Raw genomic sequence first — 25,296 nt, forward strand, 5'->3', positions numbered from 1 at the left:
CCGTCAGCCGGCAACCATGGCCGAGATCTCGGCTTCCGCCGCCTTCGCGCCGTCCACCATGGCCTCGCAGGCGAATTTGAGCAGGTTGCCGCGCATCTTGATTTTCTTGACATGGATCTTCAACTGGTCGCCTGGGCCGACCGGTTTGCGGAATTTCGCGTTGTCGATGGTGAGAAAGTAAACCAGCGACGGCTTTTCCGTGTTGAGGCTGCGGATGCAGATCGCGCCGGCCGTCTGAGCCATGGCCTCGATGATCAGGACGCCCGGCATCACCGGCTGTTCCGGGAAATGACCCTGGAAATGCGGCTCGTTGATGGTCACGTTCTTGATGCCGACGGCCGAGTCGTTGCCGTCGATATCGACGATGCGATCGATCATCAGGAACGGATAGCGGTGCGGCAGGAGCTTCATGAGCCCCATTATGTCAACCGCCTCGAGTGTCGTCGCAATCATATCAGCCATTTCCGTCGCTCTGCTTGCGCGTCCTGGCCAGCCTGCGCAGCATCGCGATCTCACGCATGGCTTCCGCCATCGGCTGCGCCGGATAGCCTCCCCAGACCTCGCCCGCCGGCACGTTGCTCATGAATCCGCTTCTCGCCGCAAGCTTGGCTCCCGGGCCGATGGTCAAATGATCGGCGAGGCCGACACCGCCACCCATGGTGACGTTGTCGCCCACGACGACGGAACCGGAAATACCCGAAAGCCCGGCTATAATGCAATTGCGGCCGATGCGAACATTGTGGGCGATCTGCACCAGATTGTCGATCTTGGTGCCTTGTCCAATGATGGTGTCGGACATCGCGCCGCGATCGACGGTCGAGTTGGAACCGATCTCTACGTCGTCCTGGATGATGACGCGCCCGATTTGCGGCACGCGCTCGGGTCCCTTGGCGCCGCCCACGAAGCCGAACCCGTCCTGGCCGATCCTTGCGCCGCCATGTATGATGACGCGGTTGCCGATCAGTGCATATTGGATGCTGGCGCCCGGACCGACGTAGCCGTCGCGGCCTATCTTGCAGGAACGGCTGATGATGGCGTGGGGTGCAATGACCGTGCCGGCGCCTATGGAAGCGTCGGGACCGATCACGGCGCCTGCCTCCACGATCGCACCGGTTTCGACATGCGCGGACGCATCGATATGCGCCTGCGGGGAAATGCCGGTTTCGCCGGTCATCGGCCCCGGGGTGGCGGCTTGCGGAAAGAGCAGCCGCCCGACCATGGCGAAGGCCTGCTGCGGACGCGGATGCACCAGCACCGCGATCCCCTGCGGGGCTCTGCTGGCGAAGTCGGCGGGACACAGGACGGCAGCCGCCTTGAGCGACTGCATCAGGGCGAAATTGCGCTTGCCGTCGACAAAGACGAGCGCACTATCGCCGCCCTCATTGGCGGGCGCCAGCGCTTCGATGGCGACATCAGCCTGCGAGGTATCTACGAGATTGGCGCCGGTCAGATTCGCGACCTCGCCAGCCGTATACCGGCGCGAAGGCGCGAAGAACACCGGGTCGGTCATTCCACAAACATTATCCAGCTAGGTCGGATCAGTCTCTTCCGGGCCGTCAGGCGGCACGGAAACATCGTGACCCGCGGATTAGAAACGGGTCGCAATGCCGAAGTTGAATTCCTGCACGTCGTCACCCGGCTGCTTCTCGACCGGGATCGCATAGTCGATGCGGATCGGGCCAAACGGCGAAGCCCACATCAGGCCGACACCGACCGAAGCACGCAAATGCATGTCAGCCGAGCCCGCCTTTACCAAGCTTGGATCAAGCTTGTTGCCATAGAGCGTTGCGGCATCGGCGAACACCGCACCACGCAAGCCGAAGCTTTCCGGAATGACCGGCAGCGGGAACTGGGCTTCGGCCGAGGCATTGAAATAAGTCGTGCCGCCGAGATGGTCACCACTGTTGTCGCTGGCAATCGGGCCGATACCGCCATAGGCAAAGCCGCGGATCATGCGGTCATTGCTCTGGAAGTGATCGAAGATGCGCAGATCGCCGTTGCCGTAGCCTGCGATATAGCCCGCGCCGCCCGAAACCAGGCCGACCAGGTCGAGCTGCTCGGACAAGGTCTGGTACACGCTTGCACGCCCGGTAACCTTCACCCACTTGGCATCACCGCCAAGGCCCGCGAACTCGGTCGTACCAGTGACGTAGAGGCCCTCATGCGGATTCTTCATGTCGTCGATGGTGTTGTAGACCAGCCCAAGGCTGACCGAGGACTTGACCCACGGGCTTTCGGCAACGCCGTCACGGATCGCCGGGGAGATCGTGCACTTGCTCGGATCGTAGATCCCGCTGGTCAAGCAGCCGTCGGCGATCGAGTACTTCTCTTGCGAGATATTGTACGCCAGCTGAGTCGAAATGCTGTCGGTGATCGGCAGGCCGAAGCGAATCGTCGCACCAGTGACGTCCGTGTCGTAGTGGTTATATTCGCGGGTCGACTTGTAGATGTCGAAGCCCGCCGCGATGCGCCGCCCGAGGAAATAAGGCTCGGTGAAGGAAATTGCGTAGTCGCGCGAGTGCCTGCCGCCGCCGGCCGACAGCTTGATGTACTGGCCGCGGCCGAGGAAGTTGCGCTCGGTGATCGAACCTTCGACGGACGGACCGGGCGTGTCGCCGCCGGTCGAATAGCCGGCGCCGATCGAAAACTCACCGGTCGACTTCTCGACCACGTCAACCACCAGCACGACCTGGTCGGGTGCCGATCCGGGAACGGTTGAGATGTCGACTTTCTCAAAGTAATCCAGTGCTTCCAGCCGCTTCTTCGCGCGCTGGATGAGAACCTGGTTAAAGGCGTCGCCTTCGCTGACATCGAATTCGCGACGGATGACATAGTCGCGCGTACGGTCGTTGCCGCGGATTTCGATGCGCTCGATATAAGCCTTGGTGCCCTGGTCGATGGTGTAGACGACCGAGATCGTATGATTCTCAAAATTGCGATCGCCGCGCGGCGTCACCTGAGCAAAGGCATAGCCCGAACCCGCGACCTTCTCCGTCAGAGCGACGATCGAATCCTCGACGTCCTTGGCGTTGTAAACATCGCCCTTGTGGGTTTCGACCACCGAATCCAGCGACTTCGAGTCGACCTCGGGAATGGTGCTCTCGACGCTGATGTCGCCAAAGGTGTAGCGCTCGCCTTCCTGCACGGTGATCGTGACCGTGTATTTGTTCGTGGTGTCGTCGAGCTCACCGACGGCGGAAACGACCTGGAAGTCGGCATAGCCGTGGTTGTAGTAGAAGCGGCGCAGCAGCTCCTGGTCGGCGCGCAGCTTGTCCTCGTCATAGACGTCATCGCGCAGCACGAACGAAAGCCACGACGAACGCTTCGTGTTGATCACGTCCGACAGGCGGCGGCTGGAAAAAGCGCTGTTGCCGACGAAGTTGATGGCCGCGATCTGGGTGCGGCCGCCTTCCGTGATGTTGAAGACCACGTTCACGCGGTTGTCGCCGAGGTCCATGATCTGCGTGGTCACGGCGGCATCGTCGCGGCCGATGCGCCGATAGGCAGCCTTGACCGCCTCGACGTCGGCATCGAGCGCCTGCTGCGAGAAGGTCGCGCGCGGCTTCAGCTGAATGGCGACTTGAAGGGCGTTGTCCTTCAGCTTCTTGTTGCCCTGGAACAGGACCTGGTTGACGACTTTGTATTCGGAAACCTTGACGACCAGGGTCGAGCCGACCTGATTGATCTGGACGTCAGAGAACAGCCCGGTGCCGAACAGAGCCTTCACGGCGCTGTCGATATCGGCGCTTGAAAACGCCTTGCCAGGCTTGATCGAGATGTAATTGCGGATGGTTTCGGCATCGACACGCTGGTTGCCGCTGACCTCGACCCTGCTGACGACTGCTGCTTCGGCTACCGATGTGGCAACGAACTGCACTGCGAGCGCGCCTGGCAAAACCAGGGCGGCGGACAAAGCCGCCGCGGACGCGGCGCTCAAAAACTTGGATGCTGCCTTCATCGGGCTTTTGTACCTTTTTCTCGTAGTCCCCACGGCGAGAAAACCGGACGTGCGGTATTTTCCCTTACCGTATTAACCGGATTTTCCCTACACGCAAGGCTCCCGGTTAATTTGTATTTACTTAACCCTGATGCGTGGCTTTCGCGTCACGCATATCCCCACGCATGGTAAACGGCGTCTCAATATGGTCGGGGCCGAAGCCAAATTTCTTCATGATTTCAGCACCCAAACAGATCATTCCAAAAAACGAAGCCCATGAACCCGAGCACCAGAAGGAGGCCGGCCCGGTAGGCCATCTCCATCATCCACTCCGACACGGGCCGCCTTATGACGGCCTCCACGCCGTAGAACAAGAGGTGGCCGCCGTCGAGAGGGGGAATCGGCAGAAGATTGAGAATCCCTATCCCGACTGACAGGAATGCCACAAGCTGCACCAGCCACTCGAAGCCGAGTTTGGCCGCCTGACCCGACATTTTTGCGATCTTGATCGGCCCGCCCAGCTGACATCTGTCCTCGCGTCCGATGACGAAACGCTTCAGGAACTGGCCGGTGCGCTCGATGACGTGCCCGGTTTCCTCGACGGCCGCCACCAGCGCCCCCGCGGGCGTGTAGGAAACCAGCCGCGGCTGCCCGAGCTCGGCGTTGTTGGCGACGCCGATGATCGCCACCTTGACCTTGTTGCCCAGCGCATCCTGCTGCTCCATGGGCTCCGGCGTCGCCGTGACGGTGATCTCCTTGCCATCGCGCAACATGGTGAAAGTGATGGCGTCGCCGCCTCGGCCCGAGACCAGGCGCTGAACGTCGGCGAAGGTCTCCACCTTGCTGCCGTCGACTTTGACGAATCGGTCGCCGGGCTGGATGCCTGCCCGCGCCGCCGGGCTGCCGGCGGTGACTTCGGCCACGGTCGGCTCCATGACCGGGCGGCCGTAGAGCGTAAACAGCACCGCGAACACGGCGATCGTCAGCAGGAAATTGAACAGCGGTCCAGCGACCACGGTCGCCGCGCGCTTCCAGATCGGCTGTGTGTGGAAAGCGACCTCGCGCTCGGCCTCGGTCAACGATTCGATCGCTTCGGCGCTCGGCTGGCTCGATGTCGCGTTCATGTCGCCGACGAATTTGACATAGCCGCCAAGCGGTATGGCGCAAAGCTTCCAGCGCGTGCCGTGGCGGTCGTCGAAGCCGAAGAGTTCGGGGCCGAAGCCGATGGCAAAGGCCTTCACGCCGATGCCGCACCAGCGGCCGATCAGATAGTGGCCCATCTCATGGACGAACACCACGACGGTGAGCACGAACAGGAACGGCACCAGGGTGCCTAGCACAAACCCTTGAGTGCTGAAGAGCGCGTGAAGAATCTCGTTCAAGTCATGCCCTCAAATTCGCCCAGCGCGACGGTCTGCCGCGACTGTGGCATCAATCCGGGCGAATCCGTGGCACGCGTCGTTTTTCGCCCAGTGGCGACGCCATTCAGTTCGGAAACAGCCCCATTGCCGGTTGGTCGGCGCCCGCCGCGATCCAACCGATGACGTACAGGGCGAAAGCCGCCGCGACAAGCCCGTCGACCCTGTCCATGAGGCCGCCATGGCCGGGAATGAGATTGCTCGAATCCTTGCAGCCGTGCCGGCGCTTGACCCAGGATTCGAAGAGGTCGCCGATCTGCGAGACGATCGAGAGCGCCAGAGCGGCAAGGCCAAGCATCGCGAGATTGCCGGCCCCCGCCACGATTGCCAGTGCCAGTCCCGCAACCACGCCGCCGACGGCCCCGCCCAGCGCGCCGCTCTGCGTCTTGCCGGGCGAGATCGACGGCGCGAGCTTCGGGCCGCCGACCGCGCGGCCGACGAAATAGGCCCCTATGTCGGTCGCCCAGACCACGGCGAACAGGAAAAGAATGGCGATCAGTCCCGCGTGGTTGTCATCGCGCAGATGGGCGAGCGAAAAGCCGGACAAAGCCGCGTAGGCCAGCCCCGATGCCTCCCATTGCGCCGCTCCCTTCAGCCGCGCGGCGACGGCGACGATTGCAGCGAGACCTGCGACCAGAAGCAGCAGCCACAGCGCCGGCAGGCCGGCAATCAGCGCGACAATGAAGGTGGCGATCAGCGCTTCCGGCAGAAAGCCGAGCGTCGCGCCGGCTGCCGAACGGCACATGCGCGTCCATTCGTAGAAGATCGCTGCCGCGATCGCCGCGCAGAACAGGCGGAACGGCAGCGCCCCAAGCCAGGTCAGCGTGAGCGTGACCGCCGCCATCACGATGGCCGAGATGACGCGCTGCTGGAGATTGCTCATTTGGACGGCGCCTAGGAGGCGACGTCGCGGGCGGCAAGCCCGCCGAAACGGCGCTCGCGACCGGCAAAGTCCCGCAGGGCATCGGCAAGATGCTCCCGGCTGAAATCCGGCCAGTAGCAGGGCAGGAAGACAAGCTCGCTATAGGCAGCCTGCCACAGAAGGAAGTTCGACAGCCTGAGCTCGCCGCTGGTGCGGATCACCAGGTCGGGATCGGGAATGCCTTCGGTGTCGAGCGACCCGGCAAAGCTCTCCATCGTGATCGCATCGCTTGTCATTTCGCCGCGCGCCACGGCGGTGGCGAGCTTGCGCGCGGTGCGCACGATCTCGTCGCGGCCACCATAGTTGAAGGCAATGACCAGCGTCAGCGCCTCGTTGCCGGCTGTCAGCGATTCAGCCTCCTGCAGCAGGCTCGTGATGTCGGGCTGCAGCCCTTCCCTGTCGCCGATCACCCGCACCCGCACGCCGTTCTGGTGCAGCTCGGCGAGGTCGCGGCGGATGAAGAGCTTCAGGAGGCCCATCAGGTCGCTGACTTCGGATTTCGGCCGCGACCAATTCTCCGATGAGAAGGCGTAGACCGTCAGGTAGGAAATGCCGAGCTCAGGCGCGGCGCGCACCGTCTTGCGCAGGGCCTCGACGCCGGCGCGATGGCCGGCAAGCCGCGGCAGGCCGCGCGCCTTGGCCCAGCGTCCATTTCCGTCCATGATGATCGCGACATGCGCGGGCGTTGCCATGGTCTCGCTTTCGAGCCGGTGAGAAACCGACCCTAAACCTGCATAATTTCAGCTTCCTTATCGGAAAGCAGGTGATCAATGTTGCTGATCATCTCGTCGGTCAGCTTCTGAACCTGGTCGGAGCGCTTGCGATGATCGTCTTCGCTGATCGTGCCGTCCTTTTCAGCCTTTTTCAGGAAATCCATGCCGTCACGGCGGACGTGGCGAACCGCGACGCGGGCGTTCTCGGCATAGCCATGCGAGATCTTGACCAGTTCCTTGCGACGCTGCTCGTTGAGCTCGGGCAGCGGAATCCTGAGATTGGTGCCGTCGACGATCGGATTGAAGCCGAGATTGGCTTCGCGGATGGCGCGGTCGACGGCGCTGACCATCGACTTGTCCCAGACCGAAACCGAGATCATGCGCGGCTCCGGCACCGTCACATTGGCCACCTGGTTGATCGGCATCGTCGTGCCGTAGGCCTGGACCTGGACGGCGTCGAGCAGGTTGCTGGAGGCGCGGCCGGTGCGCAGTGAAGCGAGATCGTGCTTGAAGGCCGCGATCGCCCCGTCCATGCGCCGCTTGAGGTCGTCGTACTCGCCACTCATGATCATCTCCTCGACCCGTTCCCCGGGTTCACTGCTTGTCTTCTAGTCGTTCCGAACCGGCAATCGTTTAGCCGACTCCGGCCCCAGTCAATTGTCCGCGACGATCGTGCAACGGCCGCCACCCCTCAGAATATCGCCGAAGCCACCCTTTTCGTGGATCGAATAGACGATTATCGGAATGTTGTTTTCGCGCGCAAGTGCAATCGCTGCCGTGTCCATGATCGTAAGCCCGCGTTTGATGACTTCGGCATGACTTATGCGGTCGAAACGCACCGCGTTCGGATCCTTCTTGGGGTCGGCCGAATAGACGCCGTCGACCTGCGTGCCCTTGAACAGCGCGTCGGCGCCGATCTCGGCGGCGCGAAGTGCTGCGGCCGAATCGGTGGTGAAGAACGGGTTTCCGGTGCCGCCGGCGAAGATCACCACCTTGCCCTGGTTCATATAGGCGGTCGCCTGGCGCTGCGAGAAGCTTTCGCAGAGCTCGGGCATGGCGATGGCCGAAAGCACCACCGCGTCGACCCCGATCTTGTTCAGCGAGGTGCGCAGCGCCAGCGAATTGATGACGGTGGCCAGCATTCCCATGTGGTCGCCGGTGACGCGGTCGCCGCCCTTGGAGGCGACGGCCACGCCGCGGAAGATATTGCCGCCGCCGATGACGACGCCGACCTCGATGCCGAGCGCCAGCGCCTCGGCGATGTCGGCGGCGATGCGGTCGACGACCGAAACGTCGATGCCGAAATGCTGTTCTCCCATCAGCGCTTCACCCGAAGCTTTCAGCAAGACACGTCGATAGAGGGGCTTCACCGTCATCTGGTTCCTCGAAAATCTCGGCGCGGCAAATCTGGAGGCGAAAGCTGCCCCGCTTCGCCTGGCGGCGCTGGCATGATGGTTCGACCCGATACACGAAGGGCGCGGCGATGTCACGCCGCGCCCTTGCGCAAAATCCCAGGCTTTTTCGATCAGTTGCTGCTGATGCTGACCGCCTCGCCTTCGACCAGGACCGGCAGCGAATAGCTGGAAGGCTTGTCGCCGGTCACGGTGCCGCCCGTGACCCTGACCTGGATCTGCGAGCCGAAATACGGATGAGGAAATGGTGCCGCAACGCTGCTGACGGCCCCCAGCCGCTGACGAAGTGCGGCAGGAATTTCGAAATCCAGCGCCCCGAGGTTGTCCTGCAGTTGCGCGAGCTTCGTCGCGCCGAGGATGACGGTGGCGATGCCGGGCTGCGTCGCAACCCAGTTGATCGCCACTTGGGCCATGCTGCGTCCGAGTTCGGCGGCGACCTGTTCGAGCTCCGCCACGATCGCCCAGTTGCGGTCGCTGAATTTCTGGAAGCCCGGATGCGTGGTGTTGCGAAAACCGTCGAGCCGTCCGGCATTCCCGGCCTGCGTCGGCCGGTACTTGCCGCTGAGCAGCCCGCTGGCCAGCGGGCTCCAGACCATGATGCCGGCGCCGTGACGCGTGGCCAAAGGCACGAATTCATGCTCGATCATGCGCTCGGCCAGCGAATATTCGAGTTGCAGGGCCGATATCGGCTCATAGCCGCGCAGTTCGGCGACCGCCTGCGCCCGGCCGGCATACCAGGCCGGCACGTCGGAAAGGCCGATATGGCGCACCTTGCCCGCGCGCACCAGGTCGTCAAGCGTGCGCAGCACCTCTTCGGCCGGCGTCAGCCGGTCCCAGACATGCATGAGATAGAGGTCGATATAGTCGGTTCCAAGCCGCTTCAGCGAAGCTTCGACCGCGCGCATGATGTTCTTGCGGCCGTTGCCGCCGGCATTCGGATTGCCCGGTTCCGAATTGAAGCTGAATTTGGTGGCGATCACCGCCTTGTCGCGCAAGCCGCGCTCGGCGACGAATTCGCCGAGCCAGGTCTCGCTGGTGCCGCCGGTATAGAGGTCGGCGGTGTCGAAGAAATTGCCACCTGCCTCGACATAGGTGTCGAACATGGCGCGGGCGGTTTCCCTGTCGGCGCCCCACCCCCATTCGGTGCCGAAGGTCATGGTGCCCAGAGCCAGCCGGCTGACGCGCAGGCCGCTGTTGCCGAGCGTGTAATAGGTCATGCTCATGATGTTCTCCGATCTCGTCTGCCTATTGGCCGGGGGTCGATTTGACCCAGGGATTGCCGCGCTCATGCGTCATGCGGAAGGTGAAGCCGTTGACCTTCCAGCCGGCGCTCGAGCGGGTCAGGTGGTGCTCATAGGTGCCCCACACTTCCCAGAGCGGATCGCCATTGCCCTCCATCCGGTTCCAGGCATAGCCGTTGGAACGAACGGTCGCCGCATCGGCCTCGATGACGACCTGATGGTTGGTGCGCAAATGCAGGCTTGTCTTGCTGCCCTTGAGATTGGCTGCCCAGGCGCCGATCAGATCATCGGAGGCGATGGTGGCCGCAGGCTGACCGGAGAGGCTGCTGAAGTCCGCCGTTACACGGTCGGCGAAGTAACTGCGGGCAAGCTTCCAGTCCTGCGCATCGACGGCGCGGTCGATGGCATCCGCGATACGAATGACGGTGCGCTCGTCGGCGAGCGCCTGCCAGTCTGGCGCCGGTTCGGCTCCGCCCGCATCGATCGGCGCCAGTGCCAATCCTGCCGCGAAGGTCGCACGTCTCAACGCATTCATGTCTCTTCTCCTTGAGAATCGGCCCGCGGCCGACGTGTTGGCGACAATGTAGGCCAACGTGCCGGCATCGATAAGATTGCATTGTTCGCAAAGACTATGCGATATTGTTCATGAATGGATCGCGACCTGCTCACACACCTGCCTGTTGTCGTTGCCGTCGCACGTCGCGGCGGCTTCGCGCTTGCCGCGGCCGAGCTCGGCATGAGCCCGTCGGCCGTCAGCCATGCGGTGCGGCAGGTGGAAGAGCGTATCGGCCAGCCGTTGTTCGCGCGCACGACGCGCAGCGTTTCGCTGACCGAGGCGGGCAAGGCATTGGTCGAGACGACAGGCCCTGCCCTTCAGGACATCGCCGAACGCTTGGACCGCATCCGCGGCATCAAGGGCCGGCCCTCGGGCCTGCTCCGGATCAATGCCTCCAACATCGCGATTCCCTTGGCGGTGACGCCCGTGGTCGCGGCCATGGCCGAGCGCTATCCGGATGTGACGGTCGAGGTTTTCGCCGAGCAGGGCCTTGTCGACATCGTCGGCGAGGGATTCGACGCCGGCATCAGGCTGGGCGAGATGATCGCGCAGGACATGGTCGCGGTGCGGCTGACGCCGCCCTTCAAGGCCGTGGTCGTCGCTTCGCCCGCCTATATCGGAAAGCACGGCCGCCCGCGCGACGTGGCCGACCTCGCCAAGCACAATTGCGTCGGCTACCGGCTCGTCCGCTCCGGCGGGCTCTATCGCTGGGATTTGAACGACAACGGCAAGGATGTCGTGATCGAGACCCGCGGCACTGTCGTCGTCACCGATTCGCTTGGCGCCATCGATCTTGCGCTTGCAGGCGTCGGGCTGGCCTATGTGTTCGAGCCGCTGGTGCGCACCGATCTTGCTGCCGGGCGACTGGTCCAGATCCTACCGAAGACGGCGATCGAGGAGCCGGGCCTCTTCCTCTACTTACCGCGCCGGGCAGCGATGGCGCCAAAGCTGAGAGCCTTCATCGACACCGCAAATGAGATCGGCCGGGCATCCTTGCGGACACCCGGCCGAGTTGCCTGAGCTCTTTAGCCTTGCTCTATCTGCAGGCTATTTCTTGACCGCGGCCGCGACTTCCGCCGCGAAATCGGTCGTTTCCTTTTCGATGCCTTCGCCGAGCGCGAAGCGCAGGTAAGCGCTGACCTTGGCCGGAGCGCCGATCTCCTTCTCGGCATCCTTCAGCGCCTTCTCGACAGTGATGTCGGGATTGAGCACGAAGGCCTGCTTCAGAAGCACCACCTCTTCGTAGAACTTGCGCAGGCGGCCCTCGACCATCTTCTCGATGATCGCTTCGGGCTTGCCGGACTGGCGCGCCTGGTCGGCGAAGATCGCCTTCTCGCGCTCGACCGCGGCCGGATCGAGTTCCTCCGTGGTCAGCGCCATCGGATTGGTGGCGGCGACATGCATGGCGACCTGACGGCCGAAGGCGTTGGCGGCATGCTCATTGCCGGTGGTCTCGATCGCGACCAGCACGCCGAGCTTGCCGAGGCCATCGGCAACCGCGTTGTGGACGTAGGTTGCGACAGCCCCGTGCGGAACGGTGAGCTTGGCCGAGCGGCGGAAGCCCATGTTCTCGCCGATGGTGCCGACCGCGTCCTTGATGGTGTCGGTGACCGACTTGTCGGAGCCCGGATACTTGGCCGCGGCCACAGCCTCGGTCGTGCCATAGGCGAGCGCCACCTTGGCAACATTGGCGACGATCTCCTGGAAGGCGGCGTTGCGCGCAACGAAGTCGGTCTCGGAATTGACCTCGACAATGGCAGCCTCGCGCACGCCGGAATCGACACCGATCAGGCCCTCTGCCGCGGTGCGGCCGGCCTTCTTGTCGGCCTTGGAGATGCCCTTCTTGCGCAGCCAGTCGACGGCCTCTTCCATGTTGCCGTTGGTTTCATTCAACGCCGCCTTGCAGTCCATCATGCCCGCGCCGGTCAAGTCGCGGAGTTCTTTGACCTGTGCAGCCGAAATGCTCATTGTCGCCTCTTTGTTTCAAATGCGCCGACGCACCATCGGTACTCGATGATGCGCCCGGCAAAAGCGCTTTAGCGCGCCAACTTATTGGAAAGATGAAGGCCGGAGCCGGCCTTCGCTTTTCAAGCTTCCGGAGCTTCGGTGGCCGGGGTATCGAGCGCCGGCTCGACCGGAGCCTCGGCAGACGCGCCGATATCCATGCCAAGCGCGCCCTGCTGGCGGGCGATGCCGTCGATGGCAGCCTTGGCGATCAGGTCGCAATAGAGCTGGATGGCGCGCGCCGCGTCGTCATTGCCGGGGATCGGGAAGTCGATCTTGTCCGGATCGCAGTTCGAATCGATGATGGCCACGACCGGGATGCCGAGGCGCTTGGCCTCGAGGATGGCGATCGCTTCCTTGTTGGTGTCGATGACGAACATCAGGTCCGGCGTCGAGCCCATGTCCTTGATGCCGCCCAGCGCCTTGTTGAGCTTCTCGCGCTCGCGGTCGAGGTTGAGGCGCTCCTTCTTGGTGAGGCCCTGGGCCTCGCCGGCCAGCGTCTCGTCGAGCTTGCGCAGGCGCTGGATCGAATTCGAGATCGTCTTCCAGTTGGTCAGCATGCCGCCCAGCCAACGCGAGTTGACGTAGTACTGGGCCGAACGCTGCGCAGCATCGGCGACGATGTCCGAAGCCTGGCGCTTGGTGCCGACGAACAGCACGCGGCCGCCCTTGGCGACGGTGTCGGAAACCTGCTTCAGGGCCTGGTGCAGCAGCGGCACCGTCTGCGAGAGGTCGATGATATGGATGTTGTTGCGGGCGCCGTAGATGTAGGGCGCCATCTTCGGGTTCCAGCGGTGGGTCTGGTGGCCGAAGTGAACACCAGCTTCCAGAAGCTGGCGCATGCTGAAATCAGGCAGAGCCATTCTTTAGTTCCTTTCCGGTTGGCCTCCACGGACACAGGCATTTCGGACGGATGTCCTGATGCCACCGGAGGTTTCAGCCGGATTTCTCCCGGGCAGACACCAAAGTCCGTGTGTGGAATGAGCGCGCATATAGAGGGGAAGTGCGACAAACGCAAGCGCTGCCGCGTCTTCCAATTCAGCGTGCGGCGATCAGCGCACCTGTACCGATCATGGCGCCGCCGGCAAACCTGTTCATAAGGCGCATGCGCCTCGGTGTTCTGAACCAGACCGAGGCCCGCCCGGCTAGCGCCGCATAGACGCCCATCGTGGCAATATTGACGCTGATGACGATTGCGACGACGAGCAGTCCGTCGGCGAAGGTCATGGTATCGAGGTCAAGGATCAGCGGCATGATCGATGCGTGAAACAGGATTGCCTTGGGGTTGCCGAGTGCGATGGAGGCGCCGAGGAAAAACGACCTGGACAACTTCGCTTGAGTTGCCTGCGACTCGACTGCCTGGGTACCGGCCGACCGCCACATCTTGATACCGAGAAACACCAGATAGGCCGCGCCCGCATACTTCAAGGCGAGAAACACCCATTCGAAGGTCTGTGCCAACGCCACAAGACCGAGCAGCGCCAGAATCACCAGCACGGCGTCACCGGCGGCAATGCCGACACCGGCGATGAATGCCCTGATAAAGCCACGCGACACGCCGTTGGTGATGACGGCGAACATCGATGGGCCGGGTGTGGCGGCGGCAAGTGTGATCGCCGCGCAGTAGGCTAGAAATGCTGTGAACGTCATGGTCGTATCTTCCCGTTCGGAACCCGCACGCGGCGGAAGATCGCCACGATTTCCTCGCGGCTGCACTCGATGGCGCCCAGCCGCACTGCGCGGTCGCGCTCGAAGCCGGTTATGTCATAGTGCGGCGCCGATGTCTTGGGCGGCCCCTGGTAGGATGAGCGCTTGAGCGCGAGTTCCGCTGCGAAGCGATGCAACTCGTCGGTGTCGTCGGCCATCAGGTGGCACCAGCGGTGGCCGGCCCATTTCCAGATCGCCGCATCGACATAGACAGCCATCGAGCTTGCCGCACTCCTACCGACATGGGCGGCCCGCCCACTTCACCCGGGCCGACCTGAAGTCAGTGATGATAGAAGGGATTCGGATAGGAAATGAAGCCGCCGCCGGCCTGGAGCTCGGCGACGATCCCGGTCACCGCTTGCTGCATGCGCGAGCGCAGCATGACGAGCGCCTCGTCGATCGAGCCGCCATAGGCATGCAATCCCAACGGCTCGGGCACGCGGATATGGGCGCAGCGCGGCCCCGCGGGTTGCGGAATGAAGCGGTTGATGGTGTCGCGCAACGTGCCCTTGCAATAATCGTTGCGGATGCGCTTCAGATGCTCGGCGATCTCTTCCTGGGTGATCGTTTGATTGGCGAAGGCCCATGGGCCGACGCGCTGGATGCGCTGGATTGTTTCCGTCAGTTTTCGCACGCGTTTCTGCTCATCGGCATCGGCCTTGCCCTCACGCAGCCATCGGCGTGAGTGCCGCAGCAGTTCGGCCATGTCCAGGCCCGGCTCGGCAGCAATAGCGGCGGCTACCTGCCGTCCAAGTTCAGCCAGCGCGCTTTGCTGGCGGACGGCATAGGGAGCGCCCTCCTCCGCCGTCAGGCCACAGGCCCGTTCGTCGCGGGACAGCAGGGTTGAATAGATGCGGTAGACGCGTTCCGACGGCGAGCCGCCTGCGGCGCCCTCGATTTTCAGGCTTTTCTCGACATAGGCGCATTCCCGGGCGAGCGCCTGCTCGACATTGCCGGTGAAAGCAAGTTTCCAGACGACCGGAGCAACCCAGGCGTTGAACTCCTTGTTCATTTCGCGGCCGCGCTGCAGCGCCTCCAACCCCATCCCCACCGCGCCGGGAAGCAATGGCCCGACGAAATTGCCGTGCCAGCCGACGCCGCCTTCCGGATGAAGCAGCACGCCATGGCCCTTGAGCGCCCAGTCGACCGAGTGCGCCTTGGCCGCCTCGTTGTTGCCGGGGATCTGCGCGATCAGATTGTTGGCCAGCCAGAACTTCTGCATCGGCCGGCCAAGCCCGTTTACCACGCCATGCGTCGCCCAGGACGCCGCCAGCGGGCTGACGCGCGAGACGACCTCCTTGTCGATCATCCAGTCGGTGAAGAATTCCGGATGGTTGGGCGTGATGAATGTCGCCTGCCCCGCGCCGCAGCAGGCCTGCAGCTTTTGCTGGTCGGCCGCGGGAAAGTCGATGTGGCGGACATTGGCGACGCCGCGCAAGCCGGCGAGCCGATTGAACGGCAAGAAGTCGCGAAAGCCTGGAACACCACGCAACATGACGATCCGGTTGACGATCGTCATGACATTGATCAGCGCCGGATTGGGTCGCGGCGCCACGAACACGTCGATCCTGCCCAAGCTATCTCCCCCGAAATGCCGTCAGGAGAAATTGGGATCGGATTGCGGCGCCTTCAAGTCGGGCCGAGTGCGAGCCCGCTTGGTGGTTAATCCGCTGCTACTTCGACGCTGGACAGGGCTTGGTCTGATCGAACAACGACAGGTTGACCAGCTTGCCGGTCATCGAGAAGTCGCCATAGTCCATGACGAGATCGCGCGTGATGCCGTTTTCGTGCAGCTTGAAGCTGATCCGGTATTCCGGCACTTCCTCGCCGCTTTTGTCGGTTTCGTCGAAATAGGCGATGTCGACCGGCCAGTATTTTTCCGTCGCGAGCTTGGCGAGCGCCGGTGCCTCCGGATCCGACTTGTCGGCATCGGTCTTCTTGCCGACGACGACGGTGGTCGTCATCACCTTGTTGGCGTCTTCGGAGCCGTCGAACAGATTGGTCTGATAGAAGTTCTCGCCGCTCTCGGCCTTGCCGATCAGTTCAACCAGGTGCTGGGTCGGGAACTGCGTGGCGGCGAGTTCGAGTGTGTTCTTCTCGGGCTTGTCGATGTCGACCTTGAGGCCTTTCGGCTCCCTGGTCGCCATGCCCTTGACCTCCTTGTCGAGGTTCTGGTCGACGAAGGACTTCGTCACGAAGGAGAAGGTCTTGCCTTCGGCGTCCTCGAATGTCGTGGTCTGCTGGTCGGTCAGCCTGGTGTTGTCGCTGGTGACGATCTGGGTAACGAAGCGGAACTTCACCGTGTAGCCCTCGCAGGGAGAGCCGTTGAACTCATACACCATGCGGCCGGAAATGCCGGTGATGCCCGAGCGGTCGGACGCCTTGTTGAGGGTGAGGTCGTAGACGGCACGGTGCGCCTGCAGCGCGGGTACGGCAAACGCCGGAGCCATCGGGACGGCCGTCGACAGGAGAGCGGCGGAAAGGAAAAGGCGCGTTACGCGCATGTAGTGCTCCGATCGTCGCGGCCGATGGCAGGCCGCAGGGAAAGATGGTCCAGCTTAAAAAAAGTCGTGGCGGAAGCGAGGCAAAAATAGCAATTTCGGCCCGGCCAACGCGGCGCCTTCCAGCAATAGGGAAAACCAATGAGCGAAACAATCGAAAAGCGGCTAAGCGATCTTGGCGTCACCATTCCGGCCGCCGCCGCGCCAGCGGCCAATTACGTGCCCTACTGCCGGACCGGCAACCTGCTGTTCACGGCCGGGCAGTTGCCACTCAACGACGGCAAGCTGGTGGCAGGCCTGCTTGGCCGCGACATCGACACCGCCGCCGGCAAGGAAGGCGCAAAGTTCTGCGCCATCAACGTCCTGGCGCAAGCCAAGGCAGCGCTCGGCGACCTCGAGAAGATCCGTCGCCTGGTGAAGATCACCGTCTTCGTCGCCTCGGCGGCCGACTTCGTCGAGCAGCATCTCGTCGCCAACGGCGCTTCCGACTTCCTGGTCGCCGCCCTCGGTGAGCGCGGCAAGCATGCCCGCTCGGCCGTCGGAACCGCCTCGCTGCCGCTCAACGCCGCGGTGGAAATCGAAGCGATCTTCGAAGTCGAGTGAGAAGAGCCTGCCATGACCGACCTTTCCTGGCTGATCGCCCGCCCGGTCGCGCATCGCGGCTTTCATGACATGAACAAGCAGCGCTGGGAGAACACGCTCTCGGCTTTTGCCGCGGCGGCCGAGCGCGGCTATGCCATCGAATGCGACGTGCATATCTCGTCCGATGGCGTTCCTGTCATCATCCACGACGGCGACCTGAAACGCCTGGCCGGCGAGGACGGATTCGTCTGGCAGCGCACCGCGGCCGAGCTCACGGCGCTCAAGGTGGGCGGCACGAAAGATCATGTGCCGACGCTGCAGGAGGCGCTCGATCTGATCGACGGCCGGGTGCCGCTGGTGGTCGAGCTGAAAGGCGTTGCCGGCCACGACCAGGGGCTGGTGGCGAGCGTCGGCAGGCTGCTCAAGCGCTACAAGGGCAAGGTAGCGATCATGTCGTTCGATCACTGGCTGATCCGCGACTTCGCCAAGGATGCGCCGGGCATCCCTGGCGGGCTGACCGCCTACGGCAAGGACAACCGGCTGATCGAGGCGCATTTCGCCATGCTGGCGCACGACCTCGCCTTCACCTCCTACGCCGCCGGCGACCTGCCCAACCCGTTCGTCAGCTTCGTGCGCGAAAGGCTCAGGATGCCGGTCATCACCTGGACCGTGCATGACCAGCCGGCGGTCGACCTCACCTTCAAATATGCCGACCAGATGACCTTCGAGGGCTTCGAGCCCGATCTGGTCAAGGTCGCCTAGAGCCGGATGATTTCAGGTCGAAACGACCTGAAATCTGATCCGCCTCTAAATCAATCCAAAGAGAGAGCATGATGTCGTCCGAAAACCGCTTCACACTTTTCGGCGTCATGCTCTGAGGCGGGTGCCTGAAACGTGACTTGTAGCGGCCCTGATGACGCTTAAATAAGCCCCATGGATCAGGGTGACGACGACGATGGACGGACAGCGAATGCGGACTATGCGATCCGCATCGCGGCGGGCATCGGCGCGTTCACCTGCGATGAATGGAACGGCTTCGCCGGGACCACGCGCGGCGGCGGTGAAAACAGCTACAACCCGCTCGTTTCATACGCCTTTCTGAGCGCGCTGGAGGATTCCGGCTGCTCCGTGCGGCGCACCGGCTGGCAAGGCCACCACCTCAGGCTAGAGAATGCGCAAGGCAAGCTGCTGGGCGCCGCGCCCTGCTATCTCAAGTCGCACAGCCAGGGCGAATATGTCTTCGATCATGGCTGGTCCGACGCCTTCGAGCGCGCCGGCGGGCGCTATTATCCAAAGCTGCAATGCTCTGTACCGTTCACGCCGGTCACCGGCCCTCGCCTGCTGGTAAGCAAGGGCGAGGACGAAGGCGCAGTGAAAGCCGGACTTGCCACCGGCCTCAAACTTGTGACCGATAAGCTTGGCGTGTCTTCCGCGCATGTCACCTTTGCGACGGAGACCGATACGGCGACCTTGGAGGCGGCCGGCTTCCTGCACCGCACCGACCAGCAGTTCCATTTCTTCAACGAAGGCTTCTCGAACTATGACGACTTCCTCGCCACGCTTGCCTCACGCAAGCGCAAGGCGATGAAGAAGGAACGGCGCGATGCGTTGGCGGACGGCATCAGCATCGACTGGCTGACCGGCAAGGACATCACCGAAAGGGCCTGGGACGATTTCTTCGCCTTCTACATGGACACCGGCGGCCGGAAATGGGGCCGACCCTATCTCAACCGCCAGTTCTTCTCGCTGATCGGCGAGCGCATGGCCGACGATATTTTGCTGGTGATGGCTAAGCGGAACGGCCGCTACATCGCCGGCGCCATCAACTTCATCGGCTCGGATGCGCTCTACGGCCGAAACTGGGGCTGCATCGAGGATCATCCCTTCCTGCATTTCGAAGTCTGCTACCACCAGGCGATCGACTTCGCCATCGAGCACAGGCTGAAGGTGGTGGAGGCAGGCGCGCAAGGCGAGCACAAGCTGGCGCGCGGCTACCAGCCGGTTACCATGCATTCGGCGCACTACATCGCCCACCCCGGCCTGCGCAACGCAGTCGGCGACTATCTGCGCCGCGAGCGGCGCGAGGTGGAGCGGATGGGCGAATATCTTGAAGAGCACACGCCTTTCCGCAAGGATCTCAAGGACTAGGGCCGAAATCGTCGCGCACAGGTTCCAGTCCCGCATGGTCGATCTCGCCTGACTTGCCTTGCCGCATCACGGCGGCCCCGCTACATGGGGCGGAACAGCAAGATCCGGAGCGCCCGCCATGGCCGAAGCCACCTACGATCCCGGTAACATCTTCGCAAAGATCCTGCGCGGCGAAATCCCTTCGCACCGCATCTATGAGGACGACGCGGTCGTTGCCTTCATGGACGTGATGCCGCAAGGGGCGGGCCATACGCTGGTGGTGCCAAAGGCGCCGTCGCGCAACATCCTCGACGCCGATCCGGCGACGTTCGGCCCGTTGTTTGCCGTGGTGCAGAAAGTGGCGGTGGCGGTGAAAAAGGCTTTCAATGCCGATGGTGTCACCCTGCTGCAGTTCAACGAACCGGCCTCCGGACAGACCGTCTATCACCTCCATGTCCACGTCATCCCGCGCTTCGAAGGTGTGCCGCTGAAGCCCCATTCCGGGCAGATGGAAAAGCCGGAGGTGCTGGCCGAGAACGCCGGCAAGATCCGGGCGGCGTTGGGAAATTGAAACTGGCAAGTCCGTCGACATGAGAGGCAGCTCGACAGCCTCGAGCTTGCAAGCGCGATTTGGCATGCTGCAAGAACCTCCAGGCAGCTCGACCTTCCGGAAGGCAGATTTTTGAGTCCGGCAGGTTGCGTGCCGCGCCGAGTGCGATCGTTTGCACTCGAATGGCCTGGTTAGGGAATATCGAACCTTCTCCCGGTAAAACGCTGAGCAGCAGCGGGCTATCGGGTTTCAAAGCCATGGAAAATTCGGTTGCAACATCGTCGCTCCTGACGAGGACAGCCGTCGGACGCGCTTTTCTCATCGCCCTGGCGGACGCCTTTCGACGCCACCGGCTGCTGCACGCAATGGCCGTCGCCGCCCTGCTTCTGGCGACCGCGGTCGGCATCCACACCGGAAACAGGCCGGATTTCGGCGTGTTGAAGGAGTACGCCCAGTATCTTCTTATAGCCTTCTGGATCTGCGGCTGCGTCTTCGCTCTCGGAAGCTTTTTCCACCTGGCGCTGATCAAGCGAGATCCCGAGCCGCTCGGTGTCTTCCTGAAATCGCTCGGCAGCTTCTTCGGCGACGCCGAACGCACTGCCAACAGCCTGAACGGCCTGGCCGCCAGCATCGGCTTCATGTCCGCCGTCGGCGTGCTGAAGGGAGCCATCGCGATCCTTTCCCCGTTTGCATGGGACAAGGCGCTGGCTCACGCCGATCGGGTCCTGCATTTCGGCCGGGCACCGGACGAGTGGCTGTGGTTCATCGTCCAGTCGCCACTCGCGCTGAGGCTGCTCAATTTCGCCTACAATTTCTGGTTCATCACCCTCGTCGCCACGGTTTTCATCGCTTGCATTACTCGCATCGATACAAAGCTGCGTCACCAGTTCCTGATGAGTTTCATGCTGGTGTGGACGCTGGGCGGCTTTTTCCTAGCGATGGGATTGTCGTCGGCCGGGCCGTGCTTTTTCGAGCGGCTGGGGCTCGGCACTGATTTTCGTCCGCTCATGCAAGCACTCGCCGCCGCCGATCGCATCTATCCGATCTGGGCGCTCAGCACGCAGGACATGCTATGGGGCGGCTATACCGGCGCGACCAGCGGCAGCATCGGAATATCCGCCTTCCCTTCCATGCACGTGGCGATGGCGGTGCTTTTCGCCCTCTACGCAACGCGCCGCTCCCGGCTGGCCGGTGTGCTGATGTGGGCATTTTCCGGTATAATCATGATCGCTTCGGTCGCGCTCGGCTGGCACTATGCACTGGACGGATACGCGGGCGCGCTCTTGTCGGTCGCGATCTGGAAGGCATGCGGATATTTCCTGAGCCGATTCGCTCCCGAAGGGGTTTCTGAGGCTCAGGAGCAGGCATCTACGCCAGCTTCCGGAAGGCCAGCGGTTCTGGCCCGTAATCAAGCCGTTGCCGGATCGCCCTGGCGCACTCGGCGGGATCTTGCCGCGATGTATCGACCTCAAAATCGTAAACGCCCGACCTATGCACCTCTTCCTGCCAAAGGCCGACAGGCAGCGGCACCGGGTCGTCGACGGAGCCGGTCACATACGCTCCGTCCGCTCTACTCGCGGCGCGCCTTTGCATGATCACCTCCACCGGGCAGCGGACCCCGACAAACAGTACCGGCAGGCCAGCGAGGCGCCGGGCGCATTCGTGCAGGATGCCGAGTGGCCTCGAATAGTTGTCGTGATGACCAACGTCGGTGACGACGTTCAAGCCCAGCCGGCTGTGTGCCGCGATGGATTCATAGAGCCCGGCATAGAGGTTCGGCACGACGGTTTCGAGATCGGGACGTTCGCCGCCGGGACGCAGGCCTATGCCGGGGCGCAGCCGCGGCGGCGTTGCCCGCGCATAAGCATCGACGCCGAGATTGATCCAGATGCCGTCGAATGTCTCCTGGATCGCCAGGGCGATGCTCGACTTTCCTGACCGCGGCGCACCGTTGAGGATGATGATTTGTCCAGCCAATGCCGGTGTCCTCCAACAAAAAAAGCCCCGTTGCCGGGGCTTTTTTGATTTCCAAGCCGATCAACCCTTGCGGGGCAGTTGCGGCACCAGGCTGCGCTTGCCGCCGTCCTTGCCCTTCGGCTCCGGCTTCTGCGCCACTGCCTTCTTGGCGACGGACTTCTTGGCCACCGCCTTCCTCGGCTTCGGCGCGTCCTCCGGCTCTTCCTTCTTCGGCTTCACCGGGGCTTCGTCGGCGAGCGACTCGAGTTTCAGGCCGGTCTCGCCGGTCTCCTTCTTCTCGACGGTGACGCGCACCGTGCCGCCCTTCTTCAGCTTGCCGAACAGCACTTCGTCGGCCAGCGGCTTCTTGATGTGCTCCTGGATGACGCGGCCGAGCGGACGCGCGCCCATACGCTCGTCATAGCCCTTGTCGGCCAGCCAGGCGATCGCCTCCGGCGCCAGGTCGAAGGTGACGCCGCGCTCGGAAAGCTGGGCCTCCAGCTGCATGACGAACTTCTGCACCACCTGGTGGATCACCGGCACTGGCAGCGAGCCGAACGGGATGATCGCATCGAGACGGTTGCGGAACTCCGGCGTGAACAGCCGGTTGATCGCCTCGACGTCGTCGCCCTCGCGCTTGGTCGAGCCGAAGCCAATCGCCGCGCGCTGGGCGTCAGAGGCGCCCGCATTGGTCGTCATGATCAGGATGACGTTGCGGAAGTCGATCTGCTTGCCGTTGTGGTCGGTCAGCTTGCCGTGGTCCATCACCTGCAACAGGATGTTGAACAGGTCCGGATGCGCCTTCTCGACCTCGTCGAGCAGCAGCACGCAGTGCGGATGCTGGTCGACGCCATCGGTCAACAGGCCGCCCTGGTCGAAGCCGACATAGCCGGGAGGCGCGCCGATCAGCCGCGAGACGGTGTGGCGTTCCATGTATTCCGACATGTCGAAGCGGATCAGTTCCACGCCGAGCGAGGCCGCAAGCTGCTTGGCGACTTCCGTCTTGCCGACGCCGGTTGGGCCCGAGAACAGGTAGGAGCCGATCGGCTTCTCCGGTTCGCGCAGGCCGGCCCGAGCCAGCTTGATCGCCGAGGTCAGTGCGGTGATCGCGGTGTCTTGACCGTAGACGACGCGCTTCAGCTCGACATCGAGGCCCTGCAGCACCTTCTCGTCGTCGGCCGAAACCGTCTTCGGCGGAATGCGCGCCATGGTGGCGATCGTCGCCTCGATCTCCTTGATGCCGATCGTCTTCTTGCGCTTGGCTTCCGGCACCAGCATCTGCGAGGCGCCGGTCTCGTCGATCACGTCGATCGCCTTGTCCGGCAGCTTGCGGTCGTTGATGTAGCGCGCCGAAAGCTCGACAGAGGCCTTGATGGCTTCAGACGTGTAGCGGACCTTGTGGAACTCCTCGAAATAGGGCTTCAGGCCCTTCATGATCTCGATGGCGTCCTCGATGGTCGGCTCGTTGACGTCGATCTTCTGGAAGCGCCGCACCAGCGCGCGGTCCTTCTCGAAGAACTGGCGGAACTCCTTGTAGGTGGTCGAGCCGATGCAGCGGATGGCGCCCGACGAGAGTGCCGGTTTCAACAGGTTCGACGCATCCATGGCGCCGCCGGACGTGGCGCCGGCCCCGATCACGGTGTGGATCTCGTCGATGAACAGCACAGCGCCCGGATAGTCCTCGAGCTCCTTGACGACCTGCTTCAGCCGCTCCTCGAAGTCGCCGCGATAGCGGGTGCCGGCCAGCAGCGTGCCCATGTCGAGCGCGAAGATGGTGGCGTCCTGCAGCACCTCGGGCACGTCGCCTTCGACGATGCGCTTGGCCAGGCCCTCGGCGATCGCCGTCTTGCCGACGCCGGGATCACCGACATAGAGCGGGTTGTTCTTGGAACGGCGGCACAGCACCTGGATGGTGCGGTTGATCTCGCTCTCGCGGCCGATCAGCGGATCGATCTTGCCGGCCTTGGCCTTGTTGTTGAGGTTGATGCAGTAGGCCGTCAGCGCGTCCTGCGGCTTCTTCTTGCCGTTCTCCTCCTGCGGCTCGGCGCCGTTCTGGCCGCCCTGCTCGTCCTCCGCGCCGCGCGGCGTGCGCGACTCCGAGGCGCCGGGGCGCTTGGCGATGCCGTGCGAGATGTAGTTCACCGCGTCGTAGCGGGTCATCTGCTGTTCCTGCAGGAAATAGGCGGCGTGGCTCTCGCGCTCGGCGAAGATCGCGACGAGCACGTTGGCGCCGGACACCTCCTCGCGGCCGGACGACTGCACGTGGATGACGGCGCGCTGGATGACGCGCTGGAAACCGGCGGTCGGCTTGGAATCCTCGTCGTAACCGGTGACGAGGTTGTCGAGCTCGGTGTCGATATAGGTGAGAACGGTGTGCTTGAGCTCGTCGAGGTCGACGTTGCAGGCACGCATGACGGCGGCCGCCTCGGTGTCGTCGATCAACGCGAGCAGCAGATGTTCGAGCGTTGCATATTCATGATGCCGCTCGTTGGCGAATGTCAGCGCCTGATGTAGCGCCTTTTCCAGGCCTTGGGAGAAAGCCGGCATGTTACCTCACTTCTTCTCCATCACGCATTGCAGCGGATGCTGATTCTGTCGGGCGAAATCCATGACCTGAGACACTTTGGTCTCGGCCACCTCGAATGTGTAGACCCCGCACTCGCCCACTCCATGATTGTGAACATGCAGCATGATGCGTGTGGCGGCCTCGCGGTCCTTCTGGAAAAAACGCTCCAGGACGTGGACCACGAACTCCATCGGAGTGTAGTCGTCGTTGAGGATGAGGACCCTGTAGAGGCTGGGCTTCTTGGTCTTGGTTTTGGTGCGCGTGATGACCGCCGTGCCGCGACCGGGATCGTTGCGGTCGCCGTCACTTTGCATTCGCACCACGCTTGCCGTGGCAGTCAAACCGATCGTCACGTAGTCCTGCCTTTTCGAATCCTCATGCGAGTTCAACATGTAGGTCTTCGATGGCCGATTTTAAGCCCTTCTGTTTAGCTGACAATATGGCTAGGTGGGCAAACTTCAGCGAATTTCTCAATCGTGAATGCGGCGTTGCAATCGCGCATGAAAAAACCCGGCCGCGCTTCCGCGACCGGGTCCTTTACGCAGGCCGGCTGGCCGTACCGGATGTAGTCGGGCGAAGTTACTTCGCCTTGGCGACGACCGATTCGAACGGCTTGTAGGCTTCCTTGGCGAGCTCGGCATACAGGTTGCCGATCTTGCTGGCCTCGGCCACGAAGCTCTCGTAGCTCTGCTTGGCGTAGTCGGTCTGGATCTCGATGGCCTTCTCGATCGACTTGGCGGAGAACAGCTTCTCGACGGCGGCGCTGCCGGCCTCGAAGCTCTTCTTGGTGTATTCGCCGGCTTCGGTGGCGATCGCCTGCGCGCCCTTGGTGAGCGAGGCAAAGCTCTTCAGCCCGGTGTCGGCAAACTCCTTGCCGTATTTCGTGAAGTCCTCATAGGTCTGGGTCATTTCATTCTTCCCTTGGTTGAAACGCCCATTAGCCCCGGGCGCCCTTGTGCAATGCACCTCAACATATTGTGCGCTGCACAAAAAGTCAAGATTCCCTTGAGCCGCAAGGGGCCAGAGCGCCAGCGACGGCTAAAATTCGAATAAACAGAGGCACAAATCGCCGGAAAATGGTGAACGCGGCGGTTACCATAAACG

24 protein-coding genes and 2 pseudogenes are annotated in these 25,296 nt (G+C 62.9%); 6 read left to right on the forward strand and 20 right to left on the reverse strand.

What is annotated here, in order from left to right; genetic code table 11:
• Positions 1-3: 3 nt before the first annotated feature.
• The 10 genes and pseudogenes from fabZ to EN853_RS05385 form a co-directional block, all read right to left on the reverse strand.
• Complete coding sequence (gene fabZ, locus EN853_RS05340; RefSeq protein ID WP_127858057.1) at positions 4-462, reverse strand: 3-hydroxyacyl-ACP dehydratase FabZ; 459 nt, start codon at positions 460-462, stop codon at positions 4-6.
• Positions 455-1,510, reverse strand: coding sequence for a UDP-3-O-(3-hydroxymyristoyl)glucosamine N-acyltransferase (gene lpxD / locus EN853_RS05345; protein ID WP_127858056.1), 1,056 nt, complete (start codon positions 1,508-1,510; stop codon positions 455-457). Before lpxD ends, fabZ begins: the two co-directional genes overlap by 8 nt.
• A 78-nt stretch (positions 1,511-1,588) precedes the next feature.
• Positions 1,589-3,958 (reverse strand): outer membrane protein assembly factor BamA, encoded by a 2,370-nt coding sequence (gene bamA / locus EN853_RS05350; protein WP_127858055.1) that lies wholly within the window; start codon positions 3,956-3,958, stop codon positions 1,589-1,591.
• Between the two features lie 218 nt (positions 3,959-4,176).
• Positions 4,177-5,319 (reverse strand): RIP metalloprotease RseP, encoded by a 1,143-nt coding sequence (gene rseP, locus EN853_RS05355; protein WP_127858054.1) that lies wholly within the window; start codon positions 5,317-5,319, stop codon positions 4,177-4,179.
• A 103-nt stretch (positions 5,320-5,422) separates the two neighbouring features.
• Entirely contained in the window at positions 5,423-6,238 is an 816-nt protein-coding gene (locus EN853_RS05360) for a phosphatidate cytidylyltransferase (RefSeq protein WP_127858053.1), read from the reverse strand.
• 11 nt (positions 6,239-6,249) lie between these two features.
• Positions 6,250-6,981, reverse strand: a pseudogene (locus tag EN853_RS05365) (isoprenyl transferase); the annotation flags it as partial.
• 20 nt (positions 6,982-7,001) lie between these two features.
• Positions 7,002-7,556, reverse strand: a complete 555-nt coding sequence (frr, locus tag EN853_RS05370) for a ribosome recycling factor (protein WP_127858051.1) — start codon at positions 7,554-7,556, stop codon at positions 7,002-7,004.
• A gap of 87 nt (positions 7,557-7,643) precedes the next feature.
• A complete protein-coding gene (gene pyrH, locus EN853_RS05375) occupies positions 7,644-8,366 on the reverse strand; it encodes a UMP kinase (RefSeq protein ID WP_127858050.1) in 723 nt (240 codons plus the stop codon).
• A gap of 149 nt (positions 8,367-8,515) precedes the next feature.
• On the reverse strand, positions 8,516-9,625 hold the full coding sequence (locus EN853_RS05380; RefSeq protein ID WP_127858049.1) for an aldo/keto reductase: 1,110 nt from the start codon (positions 9,623-9,625) through the stop codon (positions 8,516-8,518).
• A gap of 22 nt (positions 9,626-9,647) precedes the next feature.
• Positions 9,648-10,178, reverse strand: a complete 531-nt coding sequence (locus EN853_RS05385; protein WP_127858048.1) for a nuclear transport factor 2 family protein — start codon at positions 10,176-10,178, stop codon at positions 9,648-9,650.
• 114 nt (positions 10,179-10,292) lie between these two features.
• On the opposite strand from EN853_RS05385, the gene EN853_RS05390 reads away from it, so the two are divergent.
• Positions 10,293-11,219, forward strand: a complete 927-nt coding sequence (locus tag EN853_RS05390; protein ID WP_127858047.1) for a LysR family transcriptional regulator — start codon at positions 10,293-10,295, stop codon at positions 11,217-11,219.
• Between the two features lie 27 nt (positions 11,220-11,246).
• On the opposite strand, the gene tsf is transcribed toward EN853_RS05390, so the two are convergent.
• The 6 genes from tsf to EN853_RS05420 form a co-directional block, all read right to left on the reverse strand.
• Positions 11,247-12,167: a translation elongation factor Ts gene (gene tsf / locus EN853_RS05395; RefSeq protein WP_127858046.1), complete on the reverse strand. Its 921-nt coding sequence runs from the start codon at positions 12,165-12,167 to the stop codon at positions 11,247-11,249.
• A gap of 119 nt (positions 12,168-12,286) precedes the next feature.
• Positions 12,287-13,066, reverse strand: coding sequence for a 30S ribosomal protein S2 (gene rpsB / locus EN853_RS05400; protein ID WP_059188654.1), 780 nt, complete (start codon positions 13,064-13,066; stop codon positions 12,287-12,289).
• A 175-nt stretch (positions 13,067-13,241) separates the two neighbouring features.
• Positions 13,242-13,853 (reverse strand): LysE family translocator, encoded by a 612-nt coding sequence (locus tag EN853_RS05405; RefSeq protein WP_127858045.1) that lies wholly within the window; start codon positions 13,851-13,853, stop codon positions 13,242-13,244.
• The gene (locus EN853_RS05410; RefSeq protein WP_127858044.1) at positions 13,850-14,128 is read right to left on the reverse strand and encodes a DUF4031 domain-containing protein; all 279 of its coding nucleotides are present in this window, start codon (positions 14,126-14,128) and stop codon (positions 13,850-13,852) included. The genes EN853_RS05405 and EN853_RS05410 overlap by 4 nt, the downstream gene beginning before the upstream one ends.
• Positions 14,129-14,190: 62 nt before the next feature.
• Positions 14,191-15,486, reverse strand: coding sequence for a hypothetical protein (locus EN853_RS05415; RefSeq protein ID WP_127858043.1), 1,296 nt, complete (start codon positions 15,484-15,486; stop codon positions 14,191-14,193).
• A 97-nt stretch (positions 15,487-15,583) separates the two neighbouring features.
• Positions 15,584-16,414 (reverse strand): cell envelope integrity EipB family protein, encoded by an 831-nt coding sequence (locus EN853_RS05420; RefSeq protein WP_127858042.1) that lies wholly within the window; start codon positions 16,412-16,414, stop codon positions 15,584-15,586.
• Positions 16,415-16,552: 138 nt separating this feature from the next.
• Here EN853_RS05420 and EN853_RS05425 point away from each other — a divergent pair, with 138 nt between their 5' ends.
• The 5 genes and pseudogenes from EN853_RS05425 to EN853_RS34470 form a co-directional block, all read left to right on the forward strand.
• Entirely contained in the window at positions 16,553-17,014 is a 462-nt protein-coding gene (locus EN853_RS05425; RefSeq protein WP_127858041.1) for a RidA family protein, read from the forward strand.
• Positions 17,015-17,026: 12 nt separating this feature from the next.
• On the forward strand, positions 17,027-17,755 hold the full coding sequence (locus tag EN853_RS05430) for a glycerophosphodiester phosphodiesterase (protein ID WP_127858040.1): 729 nt from the start codon (positions 17,027-17,029) through the stop codon (positions 17,753-17,755).
• Positions 17,756-17,926: 171 nt separating this feature from the next.
• Positions 17,927-19,141, forward strand: coding sequence for a GNAT family N-acetyltransferase (locus tag EN853_RS05435; protein ID WP_127858039.1), 1,215 nt, complete (start codon positions 17,927-17,929; stop codon positions 19,139-19,141).
• Positions 19,142-19,259: 118 nt separating this feature from the next.
• Positions 19,260-19,691, forward strand: a complete 432-nt coding sequence (locus EN853_RS05440; protein ID WP_127858038.1) for an HIT domain-containing protein — start codon at positions 19,260-19,262, stop codon at positions 19,689-19,691.
• 617 nt (positions 19,692-20,308) lie between these two features.
• Positions 20,309-20,962: pseudogene (locus tag EN853_RS34470) on the forward strand (phosphatase PAP2 family protein); the annotation flags it as partial.
• 76 nt (positions 20,963-21,038) lie between these two features.
• Here EN853_RS34470 and EN853_RS05450 read toward each other — a convergent pair.
• From EN853_RS05450 to EN853_RS05465, 4 genes are all read right to left on the reverse strand, one after another.
• Positions 21,039-21,647 (reverse strand): chloramphenicol phosphotransferase, encoded by a 609-nt coding sequence (locus EN853_RS05450; RefSeq protein WP_127858037.1) that lies wholly within the window; start codon positions 21,645-21,647, stop codon positions 21,039-21,041.
• 60 nt (positions 21,648-21,707) lie between these two features.
• Positions 21,708-24,173 (reverse strand): ATP-dependent Clp protease ATP-binding subunit ClpA, encoded by a 2,466-nt coding sequence (gene clpA, locus EN853_RS05455; RefSeq protein ID WP_127858036.1) that lies wholly within the window; start codon positions 24,171-24,173, stop codon positions 21,708-21,710.
• A 6-nt stretch (positions 24,174-24,179) separates the two neighbouring features.
• A complete protein-coding gene (gene clpS, locus EN853_RS05460) occupies positions 24,180-24,506 on the reverse strand; it encodes an ATP-dependent Clp protease adapter ClpS (RefSeq protein ID WP_040972327.1) in 327 nt (108 codons plus the stop codon).
• Positions 24,507-24,771: 265 nt separating this feature from the next.
• A complete protein-coding gene (locus EN853_RS05465; RefSeq protein ID WP_059185707.1) occupies positions 24,772-25,101 on the reverse strand; it encodes a phasin family protein in 330 nt (109 codons plus the stop codon).
• Between the last annotated feature and the right edge of the window lie 195 nt (positions 25,102-25,296).

Origin of the sequence: Mesorhizobium sp. M1C.F.Ca.ET.210.01.1.1 (assembly GCF_004791585.1) — a bacterium.
Classification (GTDB): Bacteria; Pseudomonadota; Alphaproteobacteria; order Rhizobiales; family Rhizobiaceae; genus Mesorhizobium.

What these genes read in the sequence shown, in the direction of transcription:
- fabZ (WP_127858057.1), bottom strand. Translation starts at nt 462, where the DNA reads ATGGCTGATATGATTGCGACGACACTCGAGGCGGTTGACATAATGGGG.
- lpxD (WP_127858056.1), bottom strand. Translation starts at nt 1,510, where the DNA reads ATGACCGACCCGGTGTTCTTCGCGCCTTCGCGCCGGTATACGGCTGGC.
- bamA (WP_127858055.1), bottom strand. Translation starts at nt 3,958, where the DNA reads ATGAAGGCAGCATCCAAGTTTTTGAGCGCCGCGTCCGCGGCGGCTTTG.
- EN853_RS05360 (WP_127858053.1), bottom strand. Translation starts at nt 6,238, where the DNA reads ATGAGCAATCTCCAGCAGCGCGTCATCTCGGCCATCGTGATGGCGGCG.
- frr (WP_127858051.1), bottom strand. Translation starts at nt 7,556, where the DNA reads ATGAGTGGCGAGTACGACGACCTCAAGCGGCGCATGGACGGGGCGATC.
- pyrH (WP_127858050.1), bottom strand. Translation starts at nt 8,366, where the DNA reads ATGACGGTGAAGCCCCTCTATCGACGTGTCTTGCTGAAAGCTTCGGGT.
- EN853_RS05380 (WP_127858049.1), bottom strand. Translation starts at nt 9,625, where the DNA reads ATGAGCATGACCTATTACACGCTCGGCAACAGCGGCCTGCGCGTCAGC.
- EN853_RS05385 (WP_127858048.1), bottom strand. Translation starts at nt 10,178, where the DNA reads ATGAATGCGTTGAGACGTGCGACCTTCGCGGCAGGATTGGCACTGGCG.
- EN853_RS05390 (WP_127858047.1), top strand. Translation starts at nt 10,293, where the DNA reads ATGGATCGCGACCTGCTCACACACCTGCCTGTTGTCGTTGCCGTCGCA.
- tsf (WP_127858046.1), bottom strand. Translation starts at nt 12,167, where the DNA reads ATGAGCATTTCGGCTGCACAGGTCAAAGAACTCCGCGACTTGACCGGC.
- rpsB (WP_059188654.1), bottom strand. Translation starts at nt 13,066, where the DNA reads ATGGCTCTGCCTGATTTCAGCATGCGCCAGCTTCTGGAAGCTGGTGTT.
- EN853_RS05405 (WP_127858045.1), bottom strand. Translation starts at nt 13,853, where the DNA reads ATGACGTTCACAGCATTTCTAGCCTACTGCGCGGCGATCACACTTGCC.
- EN853_RS05410 (WP_127858044.1), bottom strand. Translation starts at nt 14,128, where the DNA reads ATGGCTGTCTATGTCGATGCGGCGATCTGGAAATGGGCCGGCCACCGC.
- EN853_RS05420 (WP_127858042.1), bottom strand. Translation starts at nt 16,414, where the DNA reads ATGCGCGTAACGCGCCTTTTCCTTTCCGCCGCTCTCCTGTCGACGGCC.
- EN853_RS05425 (WP_127858041.1), top strand. Translation starts at nt 16,553, where the DNA reads ATGAGCGAAACAATCGAAAAGCGGCTAAGCGATCTTGGCGTCACCATT.
- EN853_RS05430 (WP_127858040.1), top strand. Translation starts at nt 17,027, where the DNA reads ATGACCGACCTTTCCTGGCTGATCGCCCGCCCGGTCGCGCATCGCGGC.
- EN853_RS05435 (WP_127858039.1), top strand. Translation starts at nt 17,927, where the DNA reads ATGGATCAGGGTGACGACGACGATGGACGGACAGCGAATGCGGACTAT.
- EN853_RS05440 (WP_127858038.1), top strand. Translation starts at nt 19,260, where the DNA reads ATGGCCGAAGCCACCTACGATCCCGGTAACATCTTCGCAAAGATCCTG.
- clpA (WP_127858036.1), bottom strand. Translation starts at nt 24,173, where the DNA reads ATGCCGGCTTTCTCCCAAGGCCTGGAAAAGGCGCTACATCAGGCGCTG.
- clpS (WP_040972327.1), bottom strand. Translation starts at nt 24,506, where the DNA reads ATGCAAAGTGACGGCGACCGCAACGATCCCGGTCGCGGCACGGCGGTC.
- EN853_RS05465 (WP_059185707.1), bottom strand. Translation starts at nt 25,101, where the DNA reads ATGACCCAGACCTATGAGGACTTCACGAAATACGGCAAGGAGTTTGCC.